We start from the raw sequence: 17,868 nt of genomic DNA on the forward strand, positions 1-17,868 counted from the left end.
GGGGGATCTGTCGATCATGACCAACCACACAACATTTTATACTCAAGATAAGATAAAATACTAGGTTTAGGGGACTTGATTTCGCTAGGGTGACACCAGTTTTATAAACGTTCTTCAGTGATAAGAATCATCATTTCCAGTGCTTTCTTTGCATTATCAATGATCCATTGCTGATCGGTTTTTTGTAATCGCTGACGAGTGCCGGTAAATTCATTGACTAGATCACCCGGTTTGACTTCGTTGTAGGCCATCACTTTTCCTTGTCTTAGAAGATCAACCAATCCAACTAAGTGCGGTGGATCATTGCGTGACATGGTAGCACAGCCACAACCCATGCCTTTCTCATGATCTTTTTTAGGGGCTTCGGCAAGATTCACCACCTCAATTCCTAGGCTTTTACAATACTGTTTTAGGTTTTCCACCATGTGATTTTCCGTGCCAATAGCATAATGCTGAGTATTGGCTCTATCATTAACCACATAATCCCAAATAAACGCGGTTGAGCCTGAATGCTGGGCAACGCGAATCACGGTATTGCGGCATTCTGGATGTACAATCGTGGTATAGCCTTGCGATTGCCAATAGTCGCACATTTCAGGTTGATAGTGGGTATGCACCGCACACTCACTCGAGAATAAGATTAATTCCGCTTGATCAAATTGCGTTAACGTTTCCTGCGATTGAGCCGCCAATGAATATTGTGCACCTGCTGTGCCGCCCGGCCAATAGGCAAGGTTGTGAATACCTAGCCAGTACGCAACGTTTTCTCCCATGTGCCGATCAGGGATGAAAAGGATTTTCTTATTTTGTTTTCGCGCCCATTCAAAAATTTTTTTCACGTTTGAGCTCGTACATACCGCACCACCTTGAGCGCCAGTCATTGCCTTAACGCGTCCTGAAGTATTCATATAGCAAACCGGTAAAATGTTTTCCGCACCATAGCGTTCATTCAGATCTAAGAAGGCAGGCTCTACCATAAAGTCTTTGGCTAGCATTTCCATGGTACAACCCGATTTGGGATTAGTTATGTAAACCTGCTGATTATTATTCGCCAGAATACTAATTGATTCTGCCATGAAATGGACGGCAGATTCGATAATGACGGATTTTTCTGGATGATTGGCTGCCATTAAAGCTAGCTGGTAAGAATCACCAATTTGCCCACCGAATTGCTCGACTAATCTTACAATGTCTCCGCCCATGTAATAATGGGCCAGTAGAAGCAATTGATCTCCAAAATGTGCTTTCGCTTTTTGCATGTACGGTGCCATCCATGCAAGAACGGTGGTTAATTTACGATCCGGTAAAGCCTGATACTCTTCGGCATAAGGAATGAACTCTTCTTGGTACCAATCCAGTGGATAATCGGCCTGACAAATACTCATGTCATTGCGAATTTGCATGAGGGTTTTTTCGGGTTGATAATGGGTCGAATTACTATCAAACATGGGTTACAGCCTCGTTAAATAAAAGGGTTTTGCGGTGAGTTAAGGCGCGCAATGCTTTCCTGTGGACTGTCATTCTTAAAGGGAAAATCTTCACGATAATGCCCACCTCGTGATTCTCTGCGTGACAACGCTGCTCGAACAATAAGTTCTGCGTTTAATACAATATTACGTAACTCAATAAAATCTCGTGTAATACTGTGTTTCCAATAATACTCATCGATAATTTTTTTTCGTTTCATAATCAATTGTAGTAGATCTTGCAGACCTGCTTCAGTACGCACGATACCAGCATAAGATGTCATTTCACCGCGTAGGCCCCGCCAGTGCGCGTTAATTTGGCTAGCACGTCGTGCATTGACCTCACCGGGTGAGCTCCAATTAGGAATGGTTTCAATGATTTTATTAGGGGTTGTGATGTCTTTTAATGAGCTACAGGCTGCATTACTTGCCATGACCAACGCTTCAAGTAACGAGTTGCTGGCCAAACGATTAGCCCCATGTAAACCAGTAAAGGCCACCTCACCAATAGCGTATAATCGTTTTAAATCAGTGCGGCCGTCCACATCTGTCAATACACCACCACATTGATAATGCGCGGCGGGAACAACCGGAATCATATCCTGACTCATATCAATGCCGATAGAGAGTAGGGTAGTGTAGATGTGCGGAAAATGTTTTTTTAGAAAGGATTTGGATTGATGAGTAATATCTAAATACACAAATCCAGATTGGCTTTGCTCAATCTCACTGAAAATCGCGCGGGCAACGACGTCACGTGTGGCTAATTCGAGCTGCTGAGGTGCATAGCGCTTCATAAAGCGCTCATCTGTGTCGGCATTTTTTAGCAAGGCTCCTTCACCGCGGACTGCTTCCGAGATTAAAAAATTATTTAACGAGTGATGATGGAGTACCGTAGGATGAAATTGGTAGAACTCCATATTTCCTACTCGAGCTCCTGCACGATAAGCCATCGCCACACCATCGCCGGTGGCGATCATCGGATTTGTCGTGTAACGATAGGTTTTACCCGCTCCACCTGTCGCAAGGACAACACAGCGCGCGACAAAGGTGTCAATGCGATTACGATGACAATCGAGAATATAAGCGCCTAAAACTTCGCCTTGGTTATCTGTACGGTGAGGGTGGTAATGGCTAATTAAATTTACCGCAATATGGTGTTCAAAAATTTGGATCTGGGGTTGTTGGGTGACAGCCTTGAGCAAGGCTTCAGTCACGGTTAAGCCTGTGTGATCGCTGCTATTAAAAATTCGTCGATGGGAATGCCCTCCTTCTTTAGCTAAAGCATACTCACCATCCGGTGATTTGGTGAAAGGAATTGAATAGGATAGCAAATCGTTAATAACCTCAGGACCTTGGCGAATAATGAATTCAACGGCCGGCTGATAGCATAATCCGTCTCCCGCTTGCAATGTGTCAGCAATGTGAGACTCGAGTGAGTCTTCAGGTAAAACTGCGGCGGCAATTCCTCCTTGCGCGTAACGACTATTGCATTCACCCACTTCTGCTTTGCTGACTAAAGCAATCTTGATGTTGGGCTGTATTTTTAACAGCTGTAAGCAATAATTTAATCCAGCGAGTCCAGTGCCTATCACTAAGGCATCAAATTCCAAGGCCTTGCCTTGTTGCGATAAACGGGTATTCATGAAAATGCTTTGACTAATTGTGCAGCAAGCCCCGTGTATTTTTCCGGAGTTAAATCCATGAGCTGAATTTTAACCTCTTCAGGGATGTTCAGAGCCTTAATGAAATTTTTCAAACTCTCGCTGCTAATGCCCTGACCGCGAGTTAACGCTTTTAATTGTTCATAAGCATCAGGCACTTCATAGCGACGCATCACCGTTTGAATCGCCTCTGCTAAGACTTCCCAATTCTCATTAAGATCTTGTTTTAAAGCATGTTTGTTGATTTGTAGTTTATCATTCCCTTTTGCAATGGCTTGATAAGCAATCAGTGTGTAGGCAAATGCAACACCCATATTGCGCAATACGGTCGAATCGGAGAGATCACGCTGTAAACGAGATTGAGTAAGCTTATGAGCAAAATGGTTAAAAAGAGCATTAGCTAGACCTAGATTGCCTTCGGCATTTTCGAAGTCGATAGGGTTTACCTTATGAGGCATCGTTGATGAACCGACTTCTTCGGCAATGGTTTTTTGCTTGAAATAATTAAGCGAAATGTAGGTCCAAATATCACGAGTGAAGTCAAGCAATATATTATTAATGCGGATCATGATATGCGATACTTCAGCAATGCCGTCATGCGGCTCAATTTGCGTGGTATAGGCACTGAAAGAAAGCCCCAGAGAACTCACAAAATTAGCACAATGCTTGCGCCAATCGACTTGAGGATAGGCAATAATATGTGCATTATAATTGCCAACTGCGCCATTAAATTTTGCAGGGATTAAGACTTCAGCGAGCTGCTGCTGCGGACGCTTTAAGCGGGCGACAAAATTAACTATTTCTTTACCCATGGTAGTAGGTGTAGCGGGTTGGCCATGCGTCCTTGATAACATGGCGACATCTGCGTGCTGTTTGCCTAAGAGCATGATGCTACCAATAATTTCCGCAAGGGTAGGTTGAATGACCTGAGCGATGGCTTCTTTGATCATTAAGGCATAGGCCACGTTGTTAATATCCTCAGAAGTACAGGCAAAATGAATAAAAGCCAGATATTGGCTTAAAACCTCATGCCCACTGAGTTTATCTCGGAGATAATATTCCACCGCTTTCACGTCGTGGTTTGTCTGTTTTTCGTAAGCTTTAACTTTCTCTGCTTCGACTTCATCAAAATTAACGAGTAGCTCCGCTAAGTAAGCTTTGGCATCATTATCAAACTCTTCTACCTCAACGATGTCCTTATTAGCGCCCAGTGATTCGAGCCAACGAATTTCGACCATTAAACGGTAATAAATGAGAGCGAATTCACTGAAATAGGGACTCAATGCACTTGTCTTTTTAAGATAGCGTCCGTCAATGGGAGAAATAGCATTTAAAGAAGTTAACGTCATAAGTAGGCTGCCCCGTTCGGAAAGTCTATATAATATTAGATGCAGGGACAGATGTGAATGATTGTTAGCACTTATTGCCTGATTCAGGGGATCCTTTCCTGTACTGCGGATGACAGTGTGGATCTCGACATGCGTATTGACGTATTTACCCTAAGTGATACAGTATCTGAACGACGACACAATAAAGGCAAGGGACTTGCACTATGCTAAAGGTTTTTATATTAGTATTGTGTTTTCTGCTTAGTTCCTGCCTAGTTGGACCTAATTATAAAGAGCCAGAGAAAAAAGTGGCTGAACGGTGGTTAATTAACGATCCAACAATAAAGAAAGCTGCCATTCAGAATGCCAATTGGTGGCAAGTCTTCCATGATCCCACCCTGACCTGTTTAATTCATCAAGGTTATCAAAATAATTTAACCCTTCAGAGCGCAGCCGTGAATGTCTTAAAAGCGAGAGCTCAACTTGCGCAATCGGTGGGTGAATTGTATCCCCAAAAGCAGGCCTTAATGGGAAGTCTGACTTACAATCGTATTGGCGGTGGTTCATTACAGCATGTCATACAATCTAATTTTTGGACAGACACGTTGGGAGTAACGGCGAGCTGGGAAATTGATTTTTGGGGGAAATACCGCAGAGCAATTTTGGCGAATGACGCGCTTTTCTTAGCTTCGTTTGCCGCTTATGATCAGGCCTTAGTCTCTCTCACCTCTGATATTGCTACCGCTTATATTGATATTCGCACCACAGAAGAATTAATTCGCATCACTCGACAAAATATTCGAGTACAAACCGAAGGGTTCAATATTGCGAATGCGCGTTATTCGGCAGGGCAAACCAGTCTGGTCAATGTAGAACAAGCGAAGACGGAATTATCTCAAACGCAGGCAAAAATTCCTCAATTACTCAGTCAATTACAACAACAAAAAGATTTGTTAGGTGTATTGTTAGGAACCACACCCGATAAAGTGGATGGTTTTTTAGGTAAAAATCGCGGAATTCCTCGAGCTCCATTGAGCGTTGCGGTGGGAATTCCCCTAGAAACATTAGTGAAACGACCTGATATTTATCAAGCACGGATGGAAGCTGTGGCGCAATCTGAAGCAATAGGCGCAACAAAAGCGAATCTTTATCCTGCTTTTTCGCTTTCAGGGACGTTCGCTTTTGCCGCCAACACCATTGGTCGTTCATCTTTAACCGATATTTTTCATTGGTCGAATCGCACCGTTACGGCGGGACCCTCTTTCAATTGGCCCATTTTGAACTATGGCCAAATTACCAATGCAGTACGTGAGCAAGATGCTGCTTTTCAGCAAGCACTTTTAGATTATCTCAATGCGGTATTAAAGGCACAACAAGAAGTGCAGGATCATATTACTCAGTTTATCGAGACTAAAAAGGCGGAGCGTTATCTGGTGACGGCGAATAGCGCGGCAGTAAAAACAACACGCCTGGCAATGGTCCGTTTCACAGAAGGTGAAACTGATTTTACGCCTGTGCTCATTGCAGAACGTGAGCAATTGCAAGTCCAGAGTGATTTAACGACTACAAGGGGAGATATCCCTAAAGCGTTAGTGGCTCTTTATCGTGCATTGGGTGGTGGTTGGCAAATTCGTAATGGCAATGATATTGTACCCAATAAGATCAAAGAAGAGATGGCAGCTCGCACTAATTGGGGTAGTTTACTTAAACAGCAAAATCATGAGCCACCTACGACTAAGGCCCAAAGAACAAAGGAACTTTATTTACCTAATTGGTGATGAGTATGAATTCAAATCGATCGTCAAAATTACTATACATCGCTATTATAGGGCTAGTTATTGCTTTTCTTTTTTGGCTCATGACTCATCGCTCAACTAAACCCATCCAAGAGATGCCTCCTCCAGAGGTGATCGCCCAAAAACCGCTAATGAACAATGTGAGGGAGTACGTGACTCAGACAGGGACCCTCGTGGCTTATAATTCAGTGGATCTGGTGGCACGCATTAAAGGGTATTTGGAGGCAGTGGAGTTCACGGATGGGACATTTATCAAAAAAGGTAAAGAGCTTTTTATCATAGAGCCTCAACCTTATCTTGAACAACTGAAAGAGGCCCAAGCTTCTGTCGTCGTGCAAAAAGCCTCTTATGAGTATGCCAAGGCCGAATATGATCGCCAGCAACGCATGTATAAACAACATGCAACGTCACTGGATAATGTGGAAAAATGGTACGCTAAGACGGTTGAATACAAAGCCGAAATTGATAAAGCAGTTGCTAATGCTGCGGTCGCGGCAATTAATTATAGCTATACTCATGTGCTTGCCCCTTTTGATGGACGTATCGGTCGCCATTTAGTCGATCCGGGAAATTTAGTGGGTAATGGGGCTGCTACTGATTTGGCCACCCTTGAGCAAATTGATCCCATCTATGCTTATTTTAATCTTAATGAGCTGGATTTAATTAAAATTCGTGAGGCAATACGTAATAATACCTTTAACCCAGGGAAAATTAATGAAGTACCTGTTGAAGTAAAAATGCAAAGCGAAACTGGTTTTAAGCATCAAGGAAAGCTTAATTTTGTTAACACCGGCCTCAATGCATCAACGGGAACCATGGAGTTTCGTGCGCTTTTATCAAACAAAGATTACAGCCTGCTTCCGGGACTTTTCGTGCAAGTACGTATTCCTGTCACTAAACCGACACGGCAATTGACCATTCCGGATACCTCTGTGCAGTACGACCAAATTGGACCCTATGTGTTGACAGTTGATCAAGATAACATTGTCAAATTAAAGCGGGTACAACTAGGAACGGTAGAACAAGGGGTTCGTGCCATTACTAAAGGGCTTGATGCGCAAGACAACGTGATTATTTCTGGCATACAAAACGCGGTGCCTGGTAATCGGGTTAAACGGGTTTCGAACGGGAATAAACAACAATGATTTCAGAATTTTTTATTGAACGTCCTGTACTGGCGAATGTGATTGCGCTGTTTTTCCTATTGCTGGGAGCGGTTGCAATCTACGTTTTACCCATTTCGCAGTATCCTGCTATTGTACCGCCGACTATTCAAGTGACAACAAGTTATCCCGGTGCAGATGCCAAAACCTTGATTAAAACGGTAGCACTTCCTATTGAGCAGCAAGTCAACGGTGTAGAAAATATGCTTTACATGCAGTCTACCAGCACGAATAGCGGCTCATATACTTTGATTGTGACTTTTGCCATTGGGACGGATCTTAATTTTGCCCAAATGCTCGTGCAAAATCGTGTCCAAGCAGCAATGGCGCAATTGCCAATGGCAGTGCAGCAGCAAGGGGTTTTGGTGAAGCAGCAATCCACAGCGATTCTACAATTCATCACCTTAACCGCAAAACATGGCGAATACGATGGATTATTCCTTAATAATTACGCAACCATCAACATGCAAAATGAGCTAGAGCGCTTACCTGGAGTGGGTAATGTCAACATTTTTGGCTCAGGTTCTTATGCAATGCGCATCTGGCTTGACCCGAAAAAAATGTATGCGTTTGGCTTAAATCCGAGCGATGTGCTCCAAGCCATTAGCCATCAAAATAAGGAAATTTCGGCCGGTCAAATTGCTTCCCCTCCAGCAGTGGGAAATCAATCCTATCAACTAACAGTCAATGTGCCAGGCCAACTTGCTGATCCCGAAGAATTTGAAGATATTATCGTCAAAACAGTGTCGACAATGCCTAATCAAAAGGCCAATGTCAGTACGAGTGCACAAGTTGTGCGCATTCGAGATGTCGGTCGTGTGGAATTAGGTTCCTCCAGTTACAGTACGCTTTCTAAATTCAATGATAAGCCTGCCGCAGCAATTGGAATCTATCAGCTGCCCACTGCTAATGCGCTCCAAGTCGCTGAAGAAGTCCGCAAAGCAGTGGCTAAAATGGCCAAAAAATTTCCCCCTGGTCTCCAATATGACATACCGTTTGATACGACTGCTTTTGTTAAGGCTTCTGTGGATGAAGTGTACAAGACGCTGTTTGAGGCAGGAATTTTGGTATTGATTGTTATCCTTGTCTTTTTGCAAAATTTTCGCGCTACCATGGTCCCTGCAACAACGGTACCTATCACTATTGTGGGCTCATTTATAGCGATGCTAGCTTTAGGGTTTAGCATTAATCTACTCACATTATTCGCGTTAGTGCTTGCCATCGGTATTGTGGTGGATGACGCCATTGTCATTGTTGAGGGGGTTTCACAACACATCGAACGTGGTACTTCGCCCAAACAATCAGCAATTGAAGCCATGAAAGAGCTTTTTGGGCCTATTATGGGTATTACCTTGATGTTGATGGCTGTTTTTATGCCGGCAGGGTTTATGCCTGGGTTAACGGGCGCAATGTATGCTCAATTTGCCTTAGTCATTGCGGCCACTGCGTTCATCAGTGCTATCAATGCCATGACGTTAAAACCCACTCAATGTGCGTTATGGCTCAAGCCAGTAGACCCCAATAAAAAGAAAAATAGGGTATTTCGTGCTTTCGATCGCGTTTACAATCCAATTGAAGCAAAATACATCGCTTTTATTGACCGTCTTGTGCATCACAGTGGCCCTGTCTGTCTACTTGGTGTAGTGCTTATTGCGCTTGCTATTTTTGGTTTAAGCCGAATCCCCACCGGTTTTATTCCCATCGAAGATCAAGGGTATTTGATCTTGAATGTGATGTTACCTGATAGTGCTACCTTAGGACGTACTGAGGCGGTTACCAATGAATTAAGTAAAAAAGTCGCTGAAGTGGCTGGTGTTCGCGATACAATTACGATCGGTGGGGTTTCACTATTAGATAATAATGCGGCTCTCGCAAATGCTGGAATTGTGTACGTCATGTTCAAAGATTGGAGTGCAAGAGGCAAAGGAGAAAGTCTAAAAGATCTCTATGCAAAGCTCAATGAAATAGCAGCAAAAACACTTGATGCGAAGGTGTCTGTCATCGTTCCTCCGCCCATACAGGGATTAGGATTGTCAGGAGGCTTTCAAATGCAAGTTGAATTACAAGATGGCAGTTTTGACTATCGTAAATTGCAGGATGTGACAGATCAAATGGTGTCACTAGGCAATAGACAACCTGACTTACAAAAGCTTATGACCACTTTTCGTGCTTCAGTACCGCAAGTGTCGGCACCCATTAACCGAACTAAGGCAGAAACTTTAGGAGTCACATTGGGTGATGCGTTTGATACGTTACAAACTTATTTAGGCTCCTCTTACGTCAATCTTTTTACTAAATTCGGCCAAGTGTTTCAGGTTTATGTGCAGGCCGATGCGCCTTCACGGATGACGATTAATGACGTACGCAATTTTTACGTGAGGAATAAAGGAGGGGAAATGGTGCCTTTAGGGACGCTTACCGATATTCATTCCGCATTGGGTCCTGCAATTATTTCGTTGTACAATCTTTATCCTTCCAGCCTCATCAATGGCGCGGCTGCATCGGGCTACAGTACTGGACAGGCCATTCAATCCTTGGAGCAATTGGCAAAAACGTTTTTACCACCTGGTATTTCTTATGAATGGACGAGTACTGCTTATCAAGAGAAAGTGGCTGGAAATATAAGCCAATATATCTTTATGTTATCGCTTGTTTTGGTTTATCTCATCTTGGCGGGTCAATATGAAAACTGGGTTACTCCTTTCGCCATTCTCCTCAGTGTCCCACTGGCATTAATCGGTACGGTATCGGCGCTTTCACTGTTGGGACTTGCTAATAACATTTATACTCAAATCGGTATTTTATTGCTGATAGCCTTGGCTGCAAAAAACGCGATTTTAATCGTTGAGGTTGCGCGTGAGCAAAGACTCATTCATAACAAAACTATTTTAGAAGCGGCGGTGCTAGGCGCAAAAACTCGCTTTCGTCCCATTCTTATGACTTCCTTTGCCTTCATCATGGGCGTGTTGCCTCTAGTATTTGCAACGGGTGCTGGGGCTAACGCACGGCATTCCATTGGAATAGCTGTCTGCAGCGGTATGATTGCCTCAACGTGCCTTGCTGTCGTTTTTGTTCCGGCATTTTATGTCTTACTGCAAACATGGCAAGAGCGGCGGCGTGAAAGAAAGGTTCAAACCGCATTAACCAAGTTAACAATAAGCGACTAAATACTTTGGGGTTATTCCACAGAAACTCCTTTATTCACTTCCATGATTATTGTTGTACAATGAGGGTTTATTTGAATTATTGGAAAATTAGCCTTCCATTTATATTATCATGCCAGAAAAAAACCATTACGAAACGCTTGGTGTCGAAGAGGATTCTCCTTTAGAAACGATCAAGGCTGCCTATAGAAAGTTAGCGTTAAAATTTCATCCCGATAAAAACCCAGGAAACACTGCAACACGGAGCAATTTCAGAACATTGCTACTGCTTATGGTATCTTAAGCGATCCTGAAAAGCGCAAAAGATATGATAAAGAGCTAAGGGATGCAGAGGAAGTAGATGCTTTTGAAATCGTTGAAGAAAATGAATCATCTGCTTCGAATAACGCTTTAATGGTAGTAAAAACATATCGTTTTGGCGAAGTAGTTATCGGTGCGAATCCTACTAAGAACGAATTATTTGAATTAGCTCACAAAGACTTAACTCTGGCAAAAACCATTGTAGAAACTCCCGAGTTATTGGAGATTTTAGGTTATTTTAAGTTTTTAGATTTGGCAGAAAAATACGAAGAAATCGCTGAGATTTTTCTTAAAAAACAGTTGAGGGAGCCTGAGCCTGCTTTCTACCCCTTTAGCGCAAACGATGAATATGGTTTGTGGGTTTTAGCAAAAAAACACTCAATAATTTGCCAGCTTGTATTGCAAGATAGTCAATTATCCAGTCGCCTTAACATCCAACAACTTCTTGAGTTACGTACACAATACGCTGATGATCAGGTTGTGCAAACAGCATTTGAGAATAACGAAAAAGTAAGTGCACGCTATAATGCTTATCGAGAATTGCATGCTTATTTAGATGAAGCTGCTGATACTCTCGTAATGGATACTGCGAAATTCGCAACCCTTTTTTACGAGGCGGAACCAACTCATCAGCTGTTAGTAGATTTGGCTAAAGAAAAGCTAATTGTCGCAAGATTGATTTTCGAATCGCCAAAACTATATAACTCATTGACATTCTTAGAACTTTTTCGTATTGCTTTAAAGCACAAAGAAATTGCAGTTAATTTTGTTAGAAATAAAGCATTATGGCTGTCTTGTGCACAGGATAGCTTAGGGATGTCAACAGTTATTTCTTATTCCGCTATTTTTACTCTGGCACGCAAATATTCTGAGGCATGCCTGCTGCTTTTAACCAATGAAGAGCTCAGTCACTCTGTGAGTGGTAAAGAATGGCATCGGTTGCGGTTGCACTATGAACAAAACTCACAAATAACCATAGCACTCAATAGCAATCAATCAGTAGCAACAATGTTGAATGCTTATGAGCAGCTTTTGACAGTAGCAACAAAGGGTAATTTTGTCACTGTTTCTGAGTTGCAAAACCATTGCCGTACAGCCAATTTGCGCGGCAACGAATTAAAGACCTTGGCTAAAAAATCGTTTGCGATAGCTCAGGCTATCTTATCCGATAACGAATTAGAAAAAGTTCTTGGTTACCATCGACGCGAGTTGTATCTTAGCCACAAAGAAATTGCCCTTACGCTTGACGATAAGGCAATTACAGCAGCATATTTTTTTCATGAAGATGATTTCTATACTATGGCTGCTACTTGGATTGAGGTTTGTCAACTTATTCTTGCTAAACCTAAACTATTAGCAAAGCTTAGTGGAAAGCATCTCTATGATTTAACCGTGCAATACGGTCTTAAGATTGACCTCGCGGATGAAGAACCGCTAAAGCGCCTACGCAGCTATGCATTAATCGATATAGCTTCTAAAAATCCAGCCGGCATGCGCCTGCATAAACGAGCTACAGCGAGCTTACAAAAGGAAGAGCATCGAGAAAATCTTTACCAAATGGCAAAAATTTATCAGCGACAAAATACCCGAGAGAGTTTAGAGTTGGCCGGTGATTATTATTATCGCGCAGCAGTCCTTGGGCACGGGGATGCTTTACCGCCCTTTGTAGAAATGGTTCAAGCCACTCCAAATAGCATTAACCAAATAAAAGTAGCTGAGGTATATGTTCGTCAAGGAAAGATGGAGGAAGCTAGGGCTTGGCGAGCTCTTGCTCGCGCCTCTTTGCAATTGGCTGAGATTAATCCGCTTGCCGAGCATATAACCCGCTGTTTGGGCAATTTAAAAGATGATTTTTGTAGTGAGCTGGTAGGCGCATTTTATCTTGAGGCAATGGTTTTCCTAACCGAATTACCGCAATTTAATGATGTTGAGAAAATTCCAATCTACCATTCTTTAAGCCACTGCCTTGAGCAGTGTAATGAATCGCAACTTGCTTTAACCGCGCTGCTTAATATCCCGGATTTGCTGCGCAGTGAGGATGATTTATTAAGAATGGGCAATTTGGCATTAACAGCCACTGCGGATAGACAACTTATTGAACAATTGCAGCAGTTTGATAATTCTGAAAGCGAAAGTGCTCTACTACGTAGCCCTCAAAATTTAGCTGAGCGTTATAAAAACGCGTTGCCTTATTATTTAACCGCAGCGGCAAGAGGATTTGCATCAGCAAAAAGACTTTCCATCAATATGCTCAGAGAGTTTTTTAATCTTGATTTGCCAATGGACGAAATAGGTTCCCAGGTTTTACAAGAGCAAACCATGATTGAGAACTTCTCTTTGGTGCTAAATGATGAGGAAATTAGAAAAAATCATGGGCAAATGTTTCTTCAACTGGCTCTTAAAAACAGCACAATTGCTGCTCATTTGTTGAGTTTTTTAAGTTTTGCTGAAATTACTGCGCACCTCACCGATACTTATTTACTATCGTTATTGCAGCAACATCCTACACTGATTGGTGAAAATAGCGTGGTTCAGCGGGTAATCCCGCACATAAAGGACGCTGAAACCTATTATCAGATAGGACTATTATGCCTCCAGCAAAACCAGAAAAAATCAGCGCTCTCCTTTTTTAGTAAAGCCGCGGAGTTTGAACATCAAAACGCTCGACTATTTACCAAATATTCCGCTTTAACGGAAGATAGCTTTGTTTTTGATGCCTTGCAATTGATGATGGATAAAAATTTACTATCCTGGTTACCGGTATTTGAAACAATTTATCAGCTGCCTCAACTTTATCAAAAAGTCCGCCAGCAATTTCTTGAGCTACTCAAAAAGGATGAGTATTCTGCTACCGTAGAAGAAGATTTTGTTGCAACAGTTGCTACTTTAGAAACAATCAGTCAGCAGATGGATACACAAAAAAAAGCGATTAATGCGTTTCTTAGTCAGCAAGAGCAATTAGTTATTCGATTTCAAAAGGATTCACAGAGGTACTGGCAGCAAGGTCTAAAAACTGAGGCGCGTAAATCATCAACGAAAAGTATGATTGTGCAGAACCTCATTACGAAGTTGCAAATGGATGTTAAGCACTATTATTCACAAGATTTCTCATCCATAGCCCCTGATGATGCTGCATTTAGTCAACGCCTAAAAACTACGATTCGTGAGCAACTCATTGAGCCAAATGCTGAATTAAAAGAGCAAGCAAGTTGGGCAAAGCAACTTGCTTTCTCGCTTCTTTGCGCTCTGAGAAAAATTTTTTCCACATCAGCTACTCTGTCAGTGTGGATGACCAATGTAAGTGCACATTTCAAAGTCATTACCGAAAACGAAGCCACTGCGCTTTTAAGTAACGCTGCGGATTGCTTTATAGCGCCCGTTGTTGTCACATAAGGATGATTCATTAGTGCTTAATAGCTCGTTTATTGAAATATAATGGACTAGTTTGTTGCGACCAACATTTGGACTATCGCCATAAACCCAAGCCTGATAATTCGACCTTTTCTTGATTGTACAGCAGGAGAAGCTGACAATTTAAGAATCGTGTTTCAGCCACTTGCTTAAATTTGGCAAGTAGATTGGGAGGAATTTGTGGCAATTCAGGCGCATTAATCACTAAATAACTGTTTGGATTAGAAGCAAGCAAAAAGGCTAAATAATAGAGATTTCGTGTAGAAAGTGCTTTTCCATCTGAATAAAATTGCGCCGAATACTCGAGGCGTGTAGCCCAATAAATGAGTTTGGAGTGAGGTGGAGGGTTTTGCTTTTTCCATAAAGAGACGACCATTTTTTGTGATTTGGCCATTTTGTCAGGATTAAGCGCTATGACAGTGGTTGCTACGAGAAAAGAGAGCCCAATAAAACTGGTTAAATAAAGAATGCTGGTTGCGTTGCGTTCCGTTATTCCTGTTCGTTTCCACAGTTCAGCAAATAACAGGGCAAAGGCTGGTAAACTGGAAAATGCGTAAGTGTAGATAATATTCTTTGAGAAAGTAAAAAAAATTAAGGGTAAATAAGCCCAAAGGAGAAGATAAAGGAGCCATCCCTGATCTTCTTCGCGTAAAAGCGAGGGTAATTTTTTGCCGTGATGAAGCAACCAAAGACCAGCGGCTACCGACCATGGAAAAAGTCCAATTAGCCCATAAATCCAAATTGCGCCATAGGGTTTTGCATGAGAATACCCATACATATTCCCTTTCCACTCAGGCACATAAAATCGCAGAAAATGCTCTCCGATAATAAAGTAATTCAGAAAACCCGGAGTGCGAATTTCAGCCAAAATATACCAGGGTAAAGCAATCGCGAGGGTAATTAGGCTTCCTGTGATCCAGGGTAGATTAACCCAAAGCGCTTTCCATTGATGACGTAATAACACCCAAGAAAAAACCGGCATTGCGGTAAGGACTGTTGCCACGGGACCTTTTGCTAATAGACCTAAACCTAAGGCGACAAAAAAAAGGTAGGACCAAATTTTTGAATGGCTGGACATGCTATGCCAGAAGGACACCATACTCAATGTGGTACAAAAAATGAGCGAGGCATCAGTCATTGTCGCACCGGCATTGAGATAAAAATACAAACAACTGGAAAGAAACAGTATAGTTATGGTTGCCACAGCTTGGCCATTTCGCTTTTTTGCTAAAGACCAAATTAGTCCTAATAGACCGAGAGACAATAGTAAACTTGGTAGCCTTGCCGCTAGCGCATTGAGGCCAAATAACTGAAAAGAAAAGGCTGTTAACCAGGTGGAAAGAGGCGGCTTTGCCAAAAAAGGCGTGCCATAGTGATGATAAAGAGTGATCCAATTATGTGAGCGAAGCATTTCGCGAGCGATTTCACTGTAACGGGATTCGGTCGTATCCATCAATGGCACGAAATACATCGCTACCAATCGACACAACAAAATAAATAACAAAGCCAATACCGCTTTGCGATAGAAATTTATACTCAATTTGATTTGATTTGTCTCAGTCATTTAATTTAAAAACCTTTGGGACTACGCGTTAATGACGTTTAAAAATTCACAACAATAATTTACGCTGCAAGCGACATTGTTGCTCGTGTAAATCACTTAAAAAAGCATCACTCATCAAATAACTCAGCTCATAATGGCGAAAGCGATGTAAAGGGTCATCCGGATCAGTAGAGCGCTTCCCCGGGTGGCACATGATAAGCCCACCTGCATCACTTTGCTTTAAAAATTGCTTGAAGTAAGCGCGATAATTTTTTGCTGCTGCAAAATCATAAATACCGGCAAAGCTCGTATTCCTTAAAATAGCGTGCTTTTTTAGTCGCTTTTTTAATCCAAGACCACCCAGTAAAGCAATTGCTTGGCGCTTGGGAAAAGGAAGGCTAAATAAATCTTTCCAATCGTTACTGGTGTTGCGACAAAATGCAGTTAAATTTCTTTGTTTATAAACAGAAATGAAGGCATCGCGAATAATGGGGAGTTGATGAATGTGTTGATGCCCATCAATGAAATCGGGAGGCATACCCGTGGCGTCAATAAAAACATTAAGTTGAGCATTAATTTCAGCTTCCACGCATTCTCTGTCTAAATGACGAAAATAACTTTGCTGAATAAGCGAAAAAAAACTTCCAAAATGAGAAGTATATTTTTCCTCCCAGGCAGCACTTAACGCCCTGCCGAAACTCAAATTCACATGCAGGCCAATGAAGAGATCGTGCTTTATCCGTTTCAACGCAGTATGCGCTTTTTCCCAATAGGGCAAATTGACTAAGCAGCTGATAGCATTGATGCGTTGATTTTGAGCCAACAATAAAATGCCTTCACTGATTGGTTCATTTTGTGCGTAATCGTCAGCACAGAGAATAATTTCTCTATTCATGAAAAACCTTAACATCACACGCGTTAAGGTCTTGAAGTGTCTCGTAGGTTATTTCTTGTTTAATGTAGTACAAAGGCCTATTTTTTGTTTCAACCAGTATTCGACTAATGTATTCGGAAATAATCGCTAAGAATAAAAATAAAACTGAAAATAGTCCTGAAGTCAAAAAAATAATGGAAGCCACACCGTCAGCCAAATGTTGATGAGTAAACAATTTTTCCATCAAAATAAAACCTGCGTAAAGCATCATCACGGCACTAATAAAAATAGATACGAACGACATCGTGCGTAACGGACGAGCGGAAAAGGAGATAACGGAGTCCAACGCTAAATTAATCAGTTGACGCAAACTGTATTTTGATTTTCCAGCAGCTCGTGGTGGACAATAGTAGGGGATATTTGCTGTTTTAAAGCCCACGTAAGCAAACATCATGATCAAATGACGATTGCTTTCTTTCATTTTTTTTAACGACTCGACGACTTTTCGTTTTAAAAGGCGGAAATTCCCTGTGTCCCCTTGCATATCAAAGCCAGTCATCTTTCGAGTAAACCGATAAAACAGTTTTGCAGCGAACTGTTTGAATCGTGTTTCGTGCTCGCGATTACTGCGTGAAGCGCAAACGACATCATAGCCTTCCTGCGCTTTTCTCACCATTGCAGGAATCAATTCCGGCGGGTGTTGCAGATCAGAGTCCATTAAAATAACGTAGTCGCCCACGGCATAATCAAAGCCTGCCGTCGATGCAATTTCATGACCATAATTTCTCGAAAAGGAAATTAAACGAATATTTTTATTGGCTTTAATGTAAGGAGTACAGCGCGCCAGGGTATGATCCGTTGAACCATCATCGATAAGTATTAATTCGTAATGCTGAAAGTGGGTCTCCAAAACATGAATTGTTTCTTGAAGATAGATTTCGATGATCGCTTCTTCATTGTACATTGGAGCAATGACAGAGATCTTGCTAGGTTGTTGCATATAATTAAATGAAATAGGTAAGAATACAAATGGGTATCAATCTAGCGAGAGTCAATGTGGATTGCAAGTACGATAAAGTGTTTTTTAAAGAAAGTTATTAATTCACATCCCTTAGTAATTTCAGTAGAATGAATGTCATTTTTTAAGGATTAGAGGGTA

At 41.9% G+C, this 17,868-nt stretch carries 11 protein-coding genes; 5 read left to right on the plus strand and 6 right to left on the minus strand.

Annotated elements, in window-relative coordinates; genetic code table 11:
- Window positions 1–101: 101 nt before the first annotated feature.
- Genes nadA through purB form a run of 3 tightly spaced genes read right to left on the minus strand, consistent with a single transcriptional unit; the run spans window position 102 to window position 4,479 of the window.
- Window positions 102–1,448 carry a quinolinate synthase NadA gene (nadA, locus tag B5D33_RS07490; protein WP_058451044.1) on the minus strand — a complete coding sequence of 449 codons (1,347 nt, stop codon included), beginning with the start codon at window positions 1,446–1,448 and terminating at the stop codon, window positions 102–104.
- A gap of 14 nt (window positions 1,449–1,462) precedes the next feature.
- Window positions 1,463–3,112: an L-aspartate oxidase gene (nadB, locus tag B5D33_RS07495; protein ID WP_058451045.1), complete on the minus strand. Its 1,650-nt coding sequence runs from the start codon at window positions 3,110–3,112 to the stop codon at window positions 1,463–1,465.
- The gene (gene purB / locus B5D33_RS07500; RefSeq protein WP_058451046.1) at window positions 3,109–4,479 is read right to left on the minus strand and encodes an adenylosuccinate lyase; all 1,371 of its coding nucleotides are present in this window, start codon (window positions 4,477–4,479) and stop codon (window positions 3,109–3,111) included. Before purB ends, nadB begins: the two co-directional genes overlap by 4 nt.
- A 203-nt stretch (window positions 4,480–4,682) precedes the next feature.
- Between purB and B5D33_RS07505 the strand changes: the two genes are divergently transcribed.
- From B5D33_RS07505 to B5D33_RS07525, 5 genes are all read left to right on the plus strand, one after another.
- A complete protein-coding gene (locus tag B5D33_RS07505; protein WP_058451047.1) occupies window positions 4,683–6,236 on the plus strand; it encodes an efflux transporter outer membrane subunit in 1,554 nt (517 codons plus the stop codon).
- 5 nt (window positions 6,237–6,241) lie between these two features.
- On the plus strand, window positions 6,242–7,399 hold the full coding sequence (locus B5D33_RS07510; protein WP_115304978.1) for an efflux RND transporter periplasmic adaptor subunit: 1,158 nt from the start codon (window positions 6,242–6,244) through the stop codon (window positions 7,397–7,399).
- Window positions 7,396–10,584 carry an efflux RND transporter permease subunit gene (locus B5D33_RS07515; RefSeq protein ID WP_058451049.1) on the plus strand — a complete coding sequence of 1,063 codons (3,189 nt, stop codon included), beginning with the start codon at window positions 7,396–7,398 and terminating at the stop codon, window positions 10,582–10,584. Before B5D33_RS07510 ends, B5D33_RS07515 begins: the two co-directional genes overlap by 4 nt.
- Window positions 10,585–10,693: 109 nt before the next feature.
- A complete protein-coding gene (locus B5D33_RS07520) occupies window positions 10,694–10,864 on the plus strand; it encodes a J domain-containing protein (protein ID WP_078767376.1) in 171 nt (56 codons plus the stop codon).
- Window positions 10,865–10,974: 110 nt separating this feature from the next.
- Window positions 10,975–14,274 (plus strand): hypothetical protein, encoded by a 3,300-nt coding sequence (locus B5D33_RS07525; RefSeq protein WP_058451050.1) that lies wholly within the window; start codon window positions 10,975–10,977, stop codon window positions 14,272–14,274.
- Between the two features lie 73 nt (window positions 14,275–14,347).
- Here the strand turns inward: B5D33_RS07525 and B5D33_RS07530 are convergent, their stop codons facing one another.
- From B5D33_RS07530 to B5D33_RS07540, 3 genes are read right to left on the minus strand one after another with little or no spacing between them, the layout of a single operon-like run.
- Window positions 14,348–15,856, minus strand: coding sequence for an ArnT family glycosyltransferase (locus B5D33_RS07530; RefSeq protein WP_058451051.1), 1,509 nt, complete (start codon window positions 15,854–15,856; stop codon window positions 14,348–14,350).
- A gap of 46 nt (window positions 15,857–15,902) precedes the next feature.
- Window positions 15,903–16,730, minus strand: a complete 828-nt coding sequence (locus B5D33_RS07535) for a ChbG/HpnK family deacetylase (protein ID WP_058451052.1) — start codon at window positions 16,728–16,730, stop codon at window positions 15,903–15,905.
- Window positions 16,723–17,709, minus strand: a complete 987-nt coding sequence (locus B5D33_RS07540; protein WP_065239968.1) for a glycosyltransferase family 2 protein — start codon at window positions 17,707–17,709, stop codon at window positions 16,723–16,725. The genes B5D33_RS07535 and B5D33_RS07540 overlap by 8 nt, the downstream gene beginning before the upstream one ends.
- Window positions 17,710–17,868: the final 159 nt, after the last annotated feature.

This window comes from Legionella maceachernii (assembly GCF_900167045.1).
In the GTDB taxonomy this organism is placed as follows: Bacteria; Pseudomonadota; Gammaproteobacteria; order Legionellales; family Legionellaceae; genus Tatlockia; species Tatlockia maceachernii.